The sequence below is a fragment of the Microbacterium sp. genome (assembly GCF_031988965.1).
Classification (GTDB): Bacteria; Actinomycetota; Actinomycetes; order Actinomycetales; family Microbacteriaceae; genus Microbacterium.
Genome location: NZ_DALZXX010000072.1, coordinates 1 through 14243, shown reverse-complemented (window position 1 = coordinate 14243; position 14243 = coordinate 1). Strand labels below are relative to the sequence as shown.

General features: G+C 68.6%; 14 protein-coding genes, 1 tRNA gene and 2 pseudogenes. 4 read left to right on the top strand and 13 right to left on the bottom strand.

Annotated features, from left to right (window positions below; translation table 11 throughout):
- A pseudogene (locus tag RTM68_RS12080) lies at window positions 1-430 on the top strand (aldehyde dehydrogenase (NADP(+))); the annotation flags it as partial.
- Between the two features lie 96 nt (window positions 431-526).
- The gene (locus tag RTM68_RS12075) at window positions 527-1117 is read left to right on the top strand and encodes a TetR/AcrR family transcriptional regulator (protein WP_312171202.1); all 591 of its coding nucleotides are present in this window, start codon (window positions 527-529) and stop codon (window positions 1115-1117) included.
- Window positions 1118-1172: 55 nt separating this feature from the next.
- Here RTM68_RS12075 and RTM68_RS12070 read toward each other — a convergent pair whose 3' ends face one another.
- From RTM68_RS12070 to RTM68_RS12025, 10 genes and pseudogenes are all read right to left on the bottom strand, one after another.
- Window positions 1173-2441: an LCP family protein gene (locus RTM68_RS12070; protein ID WP_312171199.1), complete on the bottom strand. Its 1269-nt coding sequence runs from the start codon at window positions 2439-2441 to the stop codon at window positions 1173-1175.
- 51 nt (window positions 2442-2492) lie between these two features.
- A tRNA-Ser gene (locus RTM68_RS12065) sits at window positions 2493-2577 on the bottom strand.
- A gap of 42 nt (window positions 2578-2619) precedes the next feature.
- A complete protein-coding gene (locus RTM68_RS12060; protein WP_312171197.1) occupies window positions 2620-3441 on the bottom strand; it encodes an HAD family hydrolase in 822 nt (273 codons plus the stop codon).
- Window positions 3438-4736 carry a serine--tRNA ligase gene (gene serS / locus RTM68_RS12055; RefSeq protein ID WP_312171195.1) on the bottom strand — a complete coding sequence of 433 codons (1299 nt, stop codon included), beginning with the start codon at window positions 4734-4736 and terminating at the stop codon, window positions 3438-3440. Before serS ends, RTM68_RS12060 begins: the two co-directional genes overlap by 4 nt.
- Before the next feature lie 30 nt (window positions 4737-4766).
- Window positions 4767-5963, bottom strand: coding sequence for a PLP-dependent aminotransferase family protein (locus RTM68_RS12050; protein ID WP_312171193.1), 1197 nt, complete (start codon window positions 5961-5963; stop codon window positions 4767-4769).
- A 14-nt stretch (window positions 5964-5977) separates the two neighbouring features.
- Window positions 5978-6322, bottom strand: coding sequence for an FAD-dependent oxidoreductase (locus RTM68_RS12045; RefSeq protein WP_312171190.1), 345 nt, complete (start codon window positions 6320-6322; stop codon window positions 5978-5980).
- Between the two features lie 140 nt (window positions 6323-6462).
- Window positions 6463-6921, bottom strand: a pseudogene (locus tag RTM68_RS18970) (FAD-dependent oxidoreductase); the annotation flags it as partial.
- A complete protein-coding gene (locus tag RTM68_RS12035; RefSeq protein WP_312171185.1) occupies window positions 6918-7592 on the bottom strand; it encodes a methionine ABC transporter permease in 675 nt (224 codons plus the stop codon). The pseudogene RTM68_RS18970 and the gene RTM68_RS12035, both read right to left, overlap by 4 nt.
- A complete protein-coding gene (locus tag RTM68_RS12030; RefSeq protein ID WP_312171182.1) occupies window positions 7586-8611 on the bottom strand; it encodes an ATP-binding cassette domain-containing protein in 1026 nt (341 codons plus the stop codon). The genes RTM68_RS12035 and RTM68_RS12030 overlap by 7 nt, the downstream gene beginning before the upstream one ends.
- 45 nt (window positions 8612-8656) lie before the next feature.
- The gene (locus tag RTM68_RS12025; RefSeq protein WP_312171180.1) at window positions 8657-9613 is read right to left on the bottom strand and encodes a MetQ/NlpA family ABC transporter substrate-binding protein; all 957 of its coding nucleotides are present in this window, start codon (window positions 9611-9613) and stop codon (window positions 8657-8659) included.
- A 235-nt stretch (window positions 9614-9848) separates the two neighbouring features.
- Here RTM68_RS12025 and RTM68_RS12020 point away from each other — a divergent pair, with 235 nt between their 5' ends.
- Window positions 9849-10847: a diacylglycerol kinase family protein gene (locus tag RTM68_RS12020; RefSeq protein ID WP_312171178.1), complete on the top strand. Its 999-nt coding sequence runs from the start codon at window positions 9849-9851 to the stop codon at window positions 10845-10847.
- A 40-nt stretch (window positions 10848-10887) separates the two neighbouring features.
- Here the strand turns inward: RTM68_RS12020 and RTM68_RS12015 are convergent, their stop codons facing one another.
- From RTM68_RS12015 to RTM68_RS12005, 3 genes are all read right to left on the bottom strand, one after another.
- Window positions 10888-11640, bottom strand: coding sequence for a hypothetical protein (locus RTM68_RS12015; RefSeq protein ID WP_312171177.1), 753 nt, complete (start codon window positions 11638-11640; stop codon window positions 10888-10890).
- Window positions 11641-11699: 59 nt separating this feature from the next.
- Window positions 11700-13160 (bottom strand): cardiolipin synthase, encoded by a 1461-nt coding sequence (gene cls / locus RTM68_RS12010; protein ID WP_312171174.1) that lies wholly within the window; start codon window positions 13158-13160, stop codon window positions 11700-11702.
- A 100-nt stretch (window positions 13161-13260) separates the two neighbouring features.
- A complete protein-coding gene (locus RTM68_RS12005; RefSeq protein WP_194762715.1) occupies window positions 13261-13434 on the bottom strand; it encodes a hypothetical protein in 174 nt (57 codons plus the stop codon).
- A 129-nt stretch (window positions 13435-13563) separates the two neighbouring features.
- Here RTM68_RS12005 and RTM68_RS12000 point away from each other — a divergent pair.
- Window positions 13564-14243: DUF4192 family protein (locus RTM68_RS12000; RefSeq protein WP_312171172.1), on the top strand; the 680-nt coding region annotated here is incomplete at its 3' end.

Genomic DNA, 14243 nt, shown 5'->3' with positions numbered 1-14243 from the left:
CGTGGCCGAGCGACCCGACACGCTCCTCGAGGAGTGCTTCGGTCCCGTCACCCTGCTGGTGCGCTACGACTCCACCGACGACCTGCACGCGGCCCTCTCCCGAGTTCCGGGCAGCCTCACCGCCACCCTGCACGCCGAGTCCTCCGAAGACCCGGCCGAGACGCTCGAACTGCTGCAGGAGCGCGCGGGACGCGTGCTGTTCGCGGGCTGGCCGACCGGCGTCGCCGTGACCTGGTCGCAGCAGCACGGTGGACCGTGGCCGGCCACGACCTCACTGCACACCTCGGTCGGGGCCTCCGCGATCCGGCGGTTCCTCCGTCCGCTGGCGTTCCAGGACGCTCCGCCCTCCCTGCTGCCGGAGACTCTGCGCGATGAGGCTCTCGCGCGGCTGCCGCACCGCCGCAACGGAGAGCTCGTCCTCCCGGCTTGAGCCGGCGCCGATTCCTGAGCCGATGCCGCTCTGCCGACGGGGTCGGCGGAGCGGCATCATTCGTTGTCGAACGTCGTTCAGGATTAGTGTCGAGGCATGGCACGACGAGGTTCATACGCGAAGGGCGTCGCCAGACGCGAGGAGATCCTCGAGAGCGCGCTCGACGTGATCGCGACCAAGGGATACCAGAGCGCCTCGCTCAAGCAGATCGCCGAGGTCGTCGGCGTCACGCCTGCCGCACTGCTGCACTACTTCGGGTCGAAGGAGGAGCTGTTCACCGAGGTGCTGCGCAAGCGCGACGAGCACGAGGGGCGGGATCCGCAGCAGCTCGATCCGGGCGAGGCCAAGACCGTGTTCCTCGAGGTGGTACGCCGCAACACCCGGACCCCCGGCATGGTCGAGCTGTTCTCGCGGCTGTCGGTGGATGCCGTCGACCCGCAACATCCGGCGCACCAGTTCTTCCTCGATCGCAGCGAGCGGCTGCGCGAGACGATCGCGCAGAGCTTCGAGGCCGACGGCCAGCGCCGCGCGGTGCTCGATCCCGAGACCACCGCGCGCGTGGTGCAGGCGGTCGCCGACGGACTGCAGCTGCAGTGGATGATCGATCCGAGCGTCGACATGCCGGGCATCGTCGAGTCCCTGCTCGACGTGCTCTATCCCCCGGAACCGCACCCCGAACGTCAGTGAGAACAGAACACCCCTCCCGAATCCGGAAGGGGTGCTCTCGTACCTCAGACGTGGGTCAGCCGTCGACCTGACCGTTCGAGCAGGTCTGCTGCGCTGCCGAGTTGCCCTTGATCGAGTCCGGCAGCGCCACGACACCGGGCGTGGTCGCGGTCGGGTCGGGGACCTCTTCCGTGGGCGTGCCCTCGGTCGGCGTCTCGACGGGAGCACCGGTGTTCGGGTCCTGGAGGATGACGCCGTCGCTCTCCGTGTTCTCGTGCGTGACCTGCAGCTGCGAGTTGGCGTTGATCGCGTCCCACATAGTCTGAGCCGAGTCCTTGTCCGGCACGACCCGGTTGGGGTTGTCGGGATCCGTGAACGTCGGGTACTGCAGGAAGACGATGTCCTCGAACGGCACCGACTTCACCGCGAGCGCGATCTGCACGATCTTCATCGGGTCGGCGAGCGACGTGCTCGCCTCGACGTTGTCGAGGCCGGTCGTCGCGAGCTTGAGCATCATCGGCACGTTGCCGAGCGTCTCGCCGCTGATGAGCTTGCGGGCCAGGCTCGACATGTACTGCTGCTGGTTTCCGATGCGTCCGAGGTCGCTGCCGTCGCCGACGCCGTGACGGGTGCGCAGGAACTGGAGCGCCGTGAGGCCTTCGATGACGTGGTTTCCGGCCGCGAGGTCGAGGCTCGTGTGACGGTCCTTGATCGGAGAGGCGAGGCAGACCTCGACGCCGCCGATCGCGTTGGTGATCTCGATGACACCGCCGAAGGTGACCGAGGCCGCGAACTGCACCTCCTGGTCCGTGAGGTCGGAGATGGTCTTCGCGACGCAGTTCAGGCCGCCGTCGGTGTAGGCGACGTTGAGCTGCTGCTTGCTCATCGCGGAGTGGACCGTGCCCTCGGCGTCTTCGCACTCGGGGATCGGGATCATCATGTCGCGCGGGAAGCTCACGACCGTGATGCGGCGCGGTTCCTCGGAGACGTGCATGAGCAGGTTCACGTCGTTGAGCGTGCCCTCGGAGTCGCCGCCGCTGCAGCGGTCTCCGAAGTACTGCGCGTACTTCTCCTCACACGCATCGACACCGGTGAGGAGCAGATTGAATCCGCCCTCGTAGGCGCTGATGTCGGGCGGCAGGTCTTCCTGGCCCTCGAGGTCGACCGCGTTCGCCGACACCGTGCTCGACAGGTCGTAGACGATGTAGGCCGCGACGCCGAACCCGCTGACGAGCACGACCGCGAGGCCGATCGCGATGAACTTCAGAAGCTGGCTGACGGCACCGGGGGTCTTCTGCTGCCCATGTCGGGCGACGGTGCGGCGGCGGCGGGTGTTCTGACTCACTCGGGGCCTTTCGGTTCGGCGTTCCGGTGTGGGGACACCGTGCTCAAGAAGCGGAGGGTGTGGGATTCGAACCCACGAGACATCTCTGCCCACTGGTTTTCAAGACCAGCTCCATCGGCCGCTCGGACAACCCTCCCGACAGACGAATCTGCCGACAAGCCGTGAGTCTAGCCGAGTTCTATTCTCCCGCGCTGACCTGGGCGGCTGCTGGAAGCGTGTCGAGTGCGATCGCGAGTCCCCCCGCCTCGACATCCTCGGTCACCTCGCCCGCTGCGGCCTTGACCTCGTCGGGCGCCTGCCCCATCGCCACCGCACGCCCGTCGAGCCCGAGCGCCCACCCGAACATCCCGATGTCGTTGCGGCCGTCGCCGGCAACGAGCACCCGACCGCGCTCGAACCCGAGCTCGGTGCGCACGCGCTCGAGTGCCGTGCCCTTGTCGACCCCCTGCGGAGCGATGTCGAGCCACGCCGTCCAGCCGATCGCATACGACACCTCGTTGAGCCCGGCATCCGCGACGAGTCGGTGGAAGTCGTCCTCATCGTGTCCCGGTGAGACCACGACGACGCGCGAGACCGGCTCCGCGACGAGCTCGTCGAAGTCGACCTGACGGCCGCCGTCGAGCGTCCAATCGTCCAGGTGCTCGGTGTACAGCCGCTTGCCGTCGCCCAGCTCGACCATGTACCTGGCCTCGGGAAGGCGCTCGCGCAGAAGCGCGAGCACGGGCGAGGGATCGAACGTCTCGACGTGCCACCGCTCCCAGTCGTCGCCCACGCGGCGCATGGTGACGGCGCCGTTCGAGCACACGACGAACTCCGCCGTCAGACCGAGCAGCTCGACGTAGCGCCGCGTCGCCATCCAGCTGCGCCCGGTGGCGATCGTCACCTCGTGGCCGGCATCCCGCAGCCGGGCGACGGCCTCGGGAACACCGGGGCTCATCATCTCGTCCTGCAGGATGATCGTGCCGTCGACGTCGAGGCCGACGAGCCAGGGAGCCGTCACGCGGTCGGCTCCAAGACCTCGAGGCCGCCCAGGTACGGGCGCAGCACCTCGGGCACACGCACCGAGCCGTCGGCCTGCTGGTGGGTCTCGAGCAGGGCGACGATCCACCGGGTGGTGGCGAGGGTGCCGTTGAGGGTGGCGACCGGCTGCGTCTTGGCGGCCTGACCCTCCTGCGCCCCCGCACCGGCGGCGGCCGGGCGGTGGCGGATGTCGAGTCGACGCGCCTGGTAGGTCGTGCAGTTCGAGGTCGACGTCAGCTCGCGGAACGCGCCCTGCGTGGGAACCCATGCCTCGATGTCGTACTTGCGCGCGGCGCTCGACCCGAGATCGCCGGCGGCGACGTCGATCACCCGATAGGCGAGGCCGAGCGAGGTCAGCATCTCCTCCTGCAACGCGACGAGGCGCAGGTGCTCCGCCTCGGCATCCTCCGGCGTCGTGTAGACGAACATCTCGAGCTTGTTGAACTGGTGCACGCGGATGATGCCGCGGGTGTCCTTGCCGTGCGAGCCCGCCTCGCGGCGGTAGCAGGTCGACCAGCCGGCGTAGCGCATCGCCCCGTCGCCGAGGTCGAGGATCTCGTCCTTGTGATAGCCGGCGAGAGCGACCTCGCTGGTGCCGACGAGGTAGAGGTCGTCGTCCTTGTCGAGGTGATAGACCTCGTCGGCGTGCTCGCCGAGGAATCCGGTGCCCTGCATGATCTCCGGCCGCACGAGGGTCGGCGTGATGAGCGGCACGAAGCCGTTCTGCAGGGCCTTGTCGAGCGCGAGGTTCATGAGCGCGATCTCGAGACGGGCGCCGATGCCGCGGAGGAAGTAGAAGCGAGCGCCCGACACCTTCGCGCCGCGCTCCATGTCGATCGCGCCGAGGATCTCGCCGATCTCGAGGTGGTCGCGCGGCTCGAAGTCGAACGCAGGCACCTCGCCGACGCGGCGCAGCTCGACGAAGTCCGCCTCGCCGCCGGCCGGCACGCCGTCGATGACGACGTTCTCGATGCGCGCGAGAGCGGCGGATGCCGCGGCCGAGGCCTCGTTCGACACCTGCTGGGCCTGCTTCACGCGGTCAGCCAGGTCCTTGGCCTGCGCGACGAGCGCGGCCTTCTCGTCCTTGGGCGCCTTCGCGACCTGCTTGCCGAAGGCGTTCTGCTCGGCCCGCAGCTCCTCGAACGCGGAGAGCGCGGAGCGGCGCGATCGATCAGCCTCGAGTGCGGTGTCGACGGTGCCCTGGTCGTTGCCACGGGCGGCCTGAGAACGGCGGACGATCTCCGGGTTGTCGCGGAGGAGTGCGAGGTCGATCATCCACCAAGTCTATGGTGCGCGCCGGGCGCGTCATCCGCGCCCGCCGAGCGATCGCCACGCCTGGCCGAGGCGCGCGACGCCCTCCCGGAGATCCGCGATGCTCACCTCGGAGAACGACAACCGCGCGAATCCTGCGAAGCCTTCTCCCTGCGCAGCGAACCATTCGCCTCGCTGGTAGGTGACACCGCGATCCTGGGCGGCCTCGAAGAGGGCGGCGAAGTCGACGTCGCCGGTGAACCGCGGCCAGGCGAAGAATCCTCCGGCGGGGTTCGGGATCTGCACGGCATCGCCGAACTCCTCCCGCAGAGCATCCGTGAGCGCGCGGGCCTTTCCGGCATACGCGGCTCCCGCGGCCACGATCGACGGGTCGAGGCGGTCGTCGTCCAGCATCCGCTGAACGACAGCCTGCAGCACGCCGCTGGTCTGGCCGTCGAGGCGGTTGCGCAGACGGGTGTACCCCTCTGCCGCTCCCTCGGGGAGCACGATCCACCCGAGTCGGAGACCCGGTCCGAGCGTCTTCGAGAACGTGTTGACGGCGAGGACACGATCAGACCTGCGGAACGCGGCCCGGTCAGGCACGGCGGTGCCCGGGAACGCGATCGCACGGTACGGGTCATCCGCGATGATCGTGAATCCGTATCTCTCGGCGAGCGCGACCAGTGCCGCTTCGCGCGCGGTGCTCAGGGTGACTCCGGACGGGTTCTGGAAAGTCGGGACCGTGAACAGCGCCTTCGGTCGCAGTCCCTCGCTCAGCCTGCGTTCGAGGTCGTCGGTGTCGATGCCGTCCGCCGCCACGGGCACGGGCACCACCGAGACCCCGATCAGATCGAGCACTCGGAGGAAGAGCGGGTACACCGGGTCGTCGACGACGATGACGTCGCCGGGATCGAGGGTGCCCAGAACCGCCAGGGCCAGACCGTGCGCTCCTCCGTTCGTGATGAGGATGCGTTCGGGCGCGACGCCCTCCCGCCGCGCGATCGCCTCTCGGAGCGATGGCAGTCCCGCCGCGGGGGTGTACTTCAGCAGGGCGCTGAACTCCGTGCTCCCGGTGACGGCGCCGAAGGCATCCTGATAGACGTCGATCGGCAGGAGATCGGTCGCGGGGTTTCCTCCGCCGAGGTCGATCGACCCGGGAGCGAGGCGGATGAGCGTCGCATCGCCGAATCCCTGGCGCGCGGGGAGCCCGGCCAGCAGCGCGCTCGGGTCGGTGGCAGCAGCAGTCGTCATGGGGCGTCCGATCGTTAGGGGCGGAAGGGCACGAGTCGAGGGTCGGTGTCGCCGTGCAGATCACGGGCGATGAGCTCGGCGAGAAGCGGCGCGAGTGTCACTCCGCTGTGGGTGAGGGCGACATAGACATCCTCGCTCACGGCGCCGATGACCGGCAGGCCGTCCGGGGCGAGAGGCCTCGGCGCATGGTCCACCCGCACGACGGCGGTATCGGGGACGCGCCAGTCGAACCGTCGCGCGATCTCGGCGTGCAGGGTCGGCCACACGGTCTCGACCGACGCCGAGACTCCGGCGCGCCGCAGCGTGTCCTCGATGGTGAGGCTCTGCGCGGCGAGCATGCCGATGCCGTCGGGACGCACCTGGAGCCCGCCGACCGCACTCGACGGACCGGGTGGTCGTCGACGCGGATCCGGGCGAGGAATCCGACGGGCCCGGACGACGACCTCAGCCGGACGGGACGATGCCCATCGCCACCCACGAGCGCCGCGGTCGCGGCGCCGGCTGCGACCACGATCATGTCGAGCGGTCCGTGCAGTCGCCGGACCTCGTCGAGGCTCTCCGCCCGCGCCGCCGTTCGCACGTTCCCACCCGCGGCGGCGAGGGCGTCGAGCTGCGCGGCGAGGTAGGCGTGCGTGTCGACGTACCCCTCATCGGGGTGGACGACTCCGTCGACCTCGGCTCCGGTCGCGACGAACCACGGCGACGGATGCCGCCCGGAGAGCTCGACATGACGGCGCAGCGCCTGCTCGTTGAGGCGCCTGTACGACTCGGGAGCCTTGCCATGGGCATTGACCCACGCGAAGCTCGCACGTGATGCCGCCGTGCTGCCCGCTGCCTCCGCGGACAGCAGCACGACATCGCTCCCCCGCTCGGCGGCGCGCGCCGCGACCGCAGCGCCGATGACGCCTGCACCGATCACGACGATGCGACGAGGACCAGCCGGCAGCCGAGCGGTCATCCGTCGATGAAGTGGCGCGCGATGCGGTTGCCGACGAACTGCACCAGTTGCACGAGACCGATGAGCACGATGATGATCAGGATCATCACGGCGTAGTCGAACCTCTGATACCCGTACGTGAGCGCGAGGTTTCCGAGACCGCCGCCGCCGACCGCACCGGCGACGGCCGTCGCATCGATCAGCGCCACGAAGATGAACGTCAGCGAGAGGAGGAGAGGTCCGAACGCCTCTCGGACCACGAAACCGAACAGGATGTGCAGAGGAGACGCGCCGACGGCCTTCGCGGCCTCGATGACCCCGGGGTCGACGGCGACGAGATTGGTCTCGGCGACCCGAGCGATGCCGACCGACGCGGCGATCGTCAGCGGCAGGATGGCCGCCGCGGGCCCGATGCTCGTTCCGATCAGCGCTCGCGTCAGCGGCGTCAATGCGATCAGCAGGATGATGAACGGGATCGGTCGCAGCGTGTTGACGATGATGTTGAGGACCGTGTGCACCACGCGGCTGTGCAGCAGCTGGCCGGGACGAGTCGCGTACAGGAAGATGCCGAGGATCAGACCGATGATCGATGCGAGGAAGAACGCGACGGTCACCATGAACAGGGTCTCGCCCAGCGCACGTGCGACCTTGGGGATCACGACGTCGAGCTCGAGCACGTCGAGAGTCACCATTCCGCCACCGCCGTCCGCTGCGAGAGTGCACCGAGGAAGCGTTCGACCGCGGCATCCTCACCGTGCAGCGCGAGGCTGATCTGTCCATAGGGCAGATCCTTCACCCGGGCCACGCCGCCCTGGATGATCGAGAAATCGATCTCGTGGGCCCTGGCGAGTGCCGACAGCAGAGGGCCGTCCGCCACGTCGCCGTCCATGGACACCGAGATCCGTCGTCCGGTGAAGCGTGCGGCGAGCGCCGCCCGGTCGTCGTCGGTGAGGTGAGTGCGGGTGAAGGATCCGACGAGCCCTGCTGTCACCGGATGCCGCGGTCTCGCGAGGATCTGGTGGATATCGCCCGACTCGACGACCTCGCCGTCACTGAGAATGGACACGCGATCGGCGAGGCGGCTGATCACGTCCATCTCATGCGTGACGACGACGATGGTGATCCCGAACTCGGCGTTCACGGACTTCAGCAGGTCCACGATCTCGGTCGTCGTCTGCGGATCCAGGGCGCTCGTCGCCTCGTCGGCGAGGAGCACGGAGGGCTTGGCGGCGATCGCGCGCGCGATGCCGACGCGCTGCTTCTGGCCCCCGGACAGGCGACGGGGACGCGCGAACGCCTTTCCGCCGAGGCCGACGAAGTCGAGCAGCTCACCCACCCTCCGGGAGATCGCCTGGTCCTCCCATCCCGCGAGCTTGAGCGGGGTGGCGATGTTGCTGAAGACGGTGCGGGAGTTCCACAGGTTGAACTGCTGGAACACCATCCCCACACGGTGTCGCAGCGTGCGCAGCTCTGTCGGGGAGAGTCGGTGCACGTCCACACCGTCGACGAGCACGCGTCCCTCGGTCGGAGTCTCGAGCCCGTTGATCATGCGCAGCAGGGTGGATTTCCCCGCTCCCGATCGACCGATGAGCCCGTACACCTCACCGGCGCGAACCGACACGTCCACGTCGCGGAGGACCCGGACCGGGTCTCCCTTGCCCGCGACGGGGTAGTCCTTCGAGACCCCGGCGAGCCGGATGCGATCTGTCATTCGAACCTCACTGTGGTCGCGTGGACGTCGCCACGCGAGAGCAGGTCACTGCGCGGTGAGCTCGTCGAGAGCGGCACGCAGGTCGCCGACGGGGAGCTCGACGATGCTCGCTTCGCCGCGCTTCTCCTCTTCGAGGGCGGTCACGACGCGCTCGTCGCGGTACGTCTTCTCGAGCAGATCCCACGCGGGGTCGTCTGCACGGTCTTCCGTCGTCGCCACGACGATCACATAGGGGCTCGAGGTGGTCGCTGCCGAATCCTCGAGCACGATGGCGTCATCGCTCGTGATGCCGAGCGCGGGGTCGAAATCGTCGGTCGCGATCACGACGGCCTGGATCGTCGGGTCGCTGTATCCGGTCTGCACGGACTCGTGCGCCAGTCGGACCAGCTCGATGCCGCGCGGGTTGGACGTGATGTCCTCCTCCACCGGGAAGACTCCTGCATCCTCGTCGACCTCGATGACCCCGGCCGTCTGCAGGATGAACAGCGCGCGCGAGAAGTTGGCGGGATCGTCGGGTACCGCGATCCGGGCACCCTGCGGAAGATCGTCCGCGGACTCGACGTCCTCCGAGAAGAGCCCCCATGACGAGATCACGGTCGAGAAGACCGGAGTGATGTCCGCCTGATTCTCCTTGTTGAACTGGCTCAGCCATGCGACGTGCTGGAAGGAGTTGCCGTCGACCTCTCCCTCGAGGAGCGCCGTGTTGGGCAGGTACGGGTCGTCGAAGTTCACGAACGTGAGGTCGAGGCCGTTCTCTCGGCCGACCTCGACGATCGCATCCTGGAAGTCGCTCTGCGCGGTGTCGGCGATGGTGAGCGGGATCAGGTCCTCGCCGCCTCCTGCTGCGGCCGGCGCCGAATTCTGCACGACGAGGGGAATGGTGATCGCGGCGGCGACCGCCACGACGGCCACCGCGGCGCCGACGATCCACAGCTTCCGACGCGACTTCTGCTTCGCGAGATGGGAGTCGATCTCGTTCTGGGTCTGGCTCTGCTCTGACATGTCGTTGGCTCCTGCGGGCGGGGCGGGCTAGGGGTCGTCGGCACTGCTCCATCACCCTACGACCGAGCGGCTCGGGATATGCGTCGATCAACGCGGGGATGCGGTCTCACGGTATCCAGGCGGGCAGCGAGACCACCAGGCGTGCGGTAACGCGCCGACACAGAGCTCCCGAGCACCCACGATCGCGGAGATGCGTCGACCGCGACCTCCCCCGCCGCGCGGCTAGAGTAGCGCCATGACTCAGAGCGCCCCCGTCCGACGGCAGGCGGCACTCATCTACAACCCCGTCAAGGTCGATGAGAGGCATCTTCGCGACCGGGTTCGATCTCTGTCGAGCGATGCGGGGTGGGAACGGCCGGCGTTCTACACGACCACGATCGATGACCCCGGTCAGGGTGTCACCGCCCTGGCGCTGGCGCGCGGGGTCTCGGTGGTCCTCGTCGCGGGAGGCGACGGCACGGTGCGCGCCGTGTCCGAGGCCATCGCCGGCAGCGGCGTGCCGTTGGCGATCCTGCCGAGCGGCACGGGCAACCTGCTGGCGCGGAACCTCGGGCTGCCCCTCGCCGATCCCTACGAGATGATCAGGGCGGCGCTGGGCGACTTCCGCCACCCGATCGACATCGGCTGGGCTCGGCTCACCCGCGCCGACGGCGAGCACGAGGAGCACGCCTTCGTGGTGCTGGCCGGCATGGGCCTCGATGCCGACATGATCGCGAACACCCGACCCGACCTCAAGAAGTCGATGGGCTGGATCGCCTACGTCGACGGCGCCGCGAGGTCGCTCGTGACCGCGGAGCCCTTCCGTGCGGTGTTCCAGATCGACGACGGTCGACTGCACACCACGAAGGTGCACAGCATCCTGTTCGCGAATTGCGGCACCCTGCCCGCGGGCATCGCGCTGATCCCCGACGCCTCGATCACCGACGGGATCCTCGACGTCGCAGTCATCCAGCCGACCGGCGTTCTCGGATGGCTGGGCGTGTGGCGCAAGATCTGGTGGGACAACTCGGTGCTGCGCCGCTCCCGCGCCGGGCGTCGAGTGCTCGAGCGACGGGGCCGCGATGCATCGGTGCACTACTTCCGCGGGCTGGCGGCTGAGGCCGCGGGACCGCGACCTCTCCCGATCGAGCTCGACGGCGACGAGTTCGGCCTCGCGGTGCGGGTCACCTGCCGGGTCGATGCGAACGCACTGCTGCTCGCGCTCCCGGCGGGGCACCCGGTCTCGGCGCTCTGAGCTGCTGCGCTCGACGCTGATCCGTCGCGGTCGGCGCTGATCAGCCGCGTACCTGAACGGTACCGTCCAGCCCGCCGCCCACGAGGTTCAGCGTGAAGTCGTCGTCCTCGACCTGATCGTCGCCGAACGCGATGATCGTCGCGCGGGGCGCCATGTCCATCGTGCACGCCCTGTCGTCGTCGGCGAAGGTGACGGTTCCGCTCGTGCCCGAACCCTCGATGCCCTCCACGATGGGCAGGCAGCCCGATGATCCCCAGGTGAGCAGCACCAGCGAGCCGTCATCGAACCAGCCGGCCGACGACGTGTACTCGGTCGAGGATCCGGGGGCCCCGGTGAACGATGCATCGCCGTCGAGGTCGACGTCGTCCGTCACATCGCCGTACGTGACCTGCAGCGTGATCTCCTTCGTGGGGTCCACCCCCTCGGGCAGTCCTCCGATGCTCGCGCGCTGCGCCATGTCCGCCGTGCACACGGCATCCGCATCGCCGGAGTCGACGAGCTCCACCGTCACGGTCTGCCCGTTCGCCGACACCGTGTCGACCTGCGGCACGCACGTCGACGACCCCCAGGTGACGACCGCGAACATACGCCCGTCGTCGAGGACGGTCGCCTCCATGTCGTCGAAGTCGTCTCCGTCTGCGCCCGACGAGCTCGAAGGCACGGGCGTGGAGCTGGGAGCAGTGGCGCCGGGTCCTGCCGTGCATCCGGCGAGCAGCAGGAGTGCGGCGGCCGAGAGTGCGGCGACGGACAGAGCAGTGGCTGGCCTGGAAGCGGCGCGTGTGGGGAGGGCCATGCCCCACAGATTATCGCTCCGACGATCTTGCGGACACCCCGTCGAGTGCCACGGTCGCGCTACTGGAGTGCCGAGGTGAGACGAGCGAGGTTGTCGAGCACGGTCGAACGCAGCGGCTGCTGCTTCCACTCCTCGAGCGTGAGCTCGCGACTGAGCGAGCGGTACTCGTCTTCGACGACCCGCATCTCGGCGACGAACTCCTCGCCGCGCACCAGCATCGAGACCTCGAGGTTGAGACCGAACGACCGCATGTCCATGTTGCTCGAGCCGATCACCGCGACCTGATCGTCGATCGTGAGGCTCTTGGTGTGCAGGATGTAGGGCTTGCGGTACATCCAGATGCGCACCCCGGCCTTGAGCAGCACCTCGTAGTAGCTGCGCTGGGCGTGGTAGACCATCGCCTGGTCGCCCTCTTCCGAGACGAACAGCTCGACCTCGACGCCGCGGTCGACGGCCGCGGTCACCGCCAGCAGCAGCGCTTCGTCGGGCACGAAGTACGGGCTGACGATCATGATCTTCTCTTTGGCCGCGTACAGCAGCCCCAGGAAGAGACGCAGGTTGTTCTCGACCTCGAACCCGGGGCCGGACGGAACCACCTGGCAGTCCAGATCACCGGAGCCCGCTTCGGCGTGCGAGATGTCGATCTCCTGCAGCACCTCGTCGGTCTCGCTGTACCAGTCGCTCAGGAAGATCGCGTTGACGCTCAGCACCACGGGGCCGTCGATGCGCACCATCAGGTCGACCCAGTGCAGCCCCCGCTTGATGTTCTTCGGCAGGTTGTAGGTCGAGTCCGTGACGTTCTGCGAGCCGAGGAAGGCGACCTTGCCGTCGACGACGAGGAGCTTGCGGTGATTGCGCAGATCGGGGCGCTGCATGCGTCCCCTGAGCGGCTGCACCGGGAGCATGAGGTGCCAGTGCGCGCCCATGGCGTTCAGCCGCTTGATCGTGGCGCGGTACTTGGGCTTCCACCGGTTCGCCCAGTGGTCGAGCAGCACGCGGACGTGCACGCCGCGGGCGGCGACCTCCTCCATGGCGCGGAAGAAGTTGTCGGTCGACGCGTCGGACTGCAGGATGTAGAACTCGATGTGGACGTAGTCCTCGGCCGTGCGGATCTCGTCGGCCATCGCGTCGAGCGATTCCTGGTACTTCGAGATGAGGTGGGCGCCGTTGTCGCCCGAGAGCGGAAGAGCCCCGAGACGGTGGTTCATCTCGACCAACGGCGGGAAGAAGCTCGGCGCGTTCGGACGCAGCGTGCCGAAGTGCAGATGCTCGCTCGTCTCGGCGATGTACTCGTTGATCTGATCCTGCTTGCGCCGCCTGGCCCGGGGCAGACGCGGGTTGCCGATCAGCAGGAAGAGGAAGACGCCGACGAACGGGATGAAGAAGACGGCGAGCAGCCAGGCCATGGCCGCCGTGGGTCGCCGATTCCGCGGGATCACGATGATCGCCGTGATGCGGATCGTCAGATCGAGGACCAGGATGAACGCCGCGATCCAGGCTGCCCAGGTGTCGGGTGTCATACCTCGTCCTCCCGACGGGCGGCACTTCGACGGGGATGCGCCTCAGTGGGCACCGGGGACGGTGCGTTGGCTACACAGTAGCGGATGGGACGGACAGAGCTCAGGAGCGCGGCGGGAGGCCCCGGGCGGCGCGCTCCTCGGCTTCGATGCGCGCATGCACCTTGCGCTCGGTGCGGTCGAACCGCAGGATCCCTCGGATCACGAAGAAGAACACGACGCTCACACCGATGGTCGGAAGGATCGACCATGCCGCTGCGACCCAGAAGTTCTCCATGGCTCCATGGTACGCGACCCCCGGCGAGGCGCGGCCCACTGCTCCTGCACATCCGCCGCCTCCCGCTCCGGCCCGTGCTCGGCCTGTGAACCGCGCCGGACACGTCACGGACTCGACGACACTCGCCGGATGACAACTGTGCTCCGGGCCTCCGGCTCCTCCGAATTCCTCCGCATCGTCCCCTCCCTCGCCGGGTTCACCCCGCGCCGGAGCCTGGTGCTGCTCCCCTTCCGCGGCACCCGCACGCATGGAGCGATGCGCATCGATCTGCCGGACGACGGTGTCTCGCTCGAGGAGTACGCGGACGCCGCCGTCGGTCTCGTCGCGCGGGTGGACAAGACGGATGCCCTGGCCGCCGTCGTGTACACGGACGTCGAGGCGTACTCGACGCGCGACGGACTCGTGCTGCCGTACACCGTCGAGATCGACGAAGTGCTCGGATGCGCGGCCGACAGCGGCCTGCGCATTGTCGACGCGCTCTGCGTGATGCCGTCGGGATGGGCGAGCTATCTCGACGACGAGCCCATGCTCCGCGACCTCGAGGAGGGCGCGCCCCCGGTGCCGGGCCTCGGCGACGTGTCGGGCGACCAGCTCGCCGGCACGGATCTCCCGGCTGCCGATCTGGCGGAGAAGGAGCGGGTGGCGCGCGCGCTCCGCGACCTCGACGAACTGCTCGCCCACGGGCGGATCGGCGGGGCGACCGGCCGGGAGAACCCGCAGGCGATCGCGGCTCTGACGCTGCTCGACGATCTGCCCGCCTTCTTCGAATCGGTGCTCACGACCCCGGGCGACCTTCCGCCGTTCGTCCA

Bases quoted from the DNA above. Each gene is read 5' to 3' on its own strand.
- RTM68_RS12075 (WP_312171202.1), top strand. From the start codon at position 527: ATGGCACGACGAGGTTCATACGCGAAGGGCGTCGCCAGACGCGAGGAG.
- serS (WP_312171195.1), bottom strand. From the start codon at position 4,736: ATGATCGACCTCGCACTCCTCCGCGACAACCCGGAGATCGTCCGCCGT.
- RTM68_RS12050 (WP_312171193.1), bottom strand. From the start codon at position 5,963: ATGACGACTGCTGCTGCCACCGACCCGAGCGCGCTGCTGGCCGGGCTC.
- RTM68_RS12035 (WP_312171185.1), bottom strand. From the start codon at position 7,592: ATGGTGACTCTCGACGTGCTCGAGCTCGACGTCGTGATCCCCAAGGTC.
- RTM68_RS12030 (WP_312171182.1), bottom strand. From the start codon at position 8,611: ATGACAGATCGCATCCGGCTCGCCGGGGTCTCGAAGGACTACCCCGTC.
- RTM68_RS12025 (WP_312171180.1), bottom strand. From the start codon at position 9,613: ATGTCAGAGCAGAGCCAGACCCAGAACGAGATCGACTCCCATCTCGCG.
- RTM68_RS12020 (WP_312171178.1), top strand. From the start codon at position 9,849: ATGACTCAGAGCGCCCCCGTCCGACGGCAGGCGGCACTCATCTACAAC.
- RTM68_RS12015 (WP_312171177.1), bottom strand. From the start codon at position 11,640: ATGGCCCTCCCCACACGCGCCGCTTCCAGGCCAGCCACTGCTCTGTCC.
- cls (WP_312171174.1), bottom strand. From the start codon at position 13,160: ATGACACCCGACACCTGGGCAGCCTGGATCGCGGCGTTCATCCTGGTC.
- RTM68_RS12005 (WP_194762715.1), bottom strand. From the start codon at position 13,434: ATGGAGAACTTCTGGGTCGCAGCGGCATGGTCGATCCTTCCGACCATC.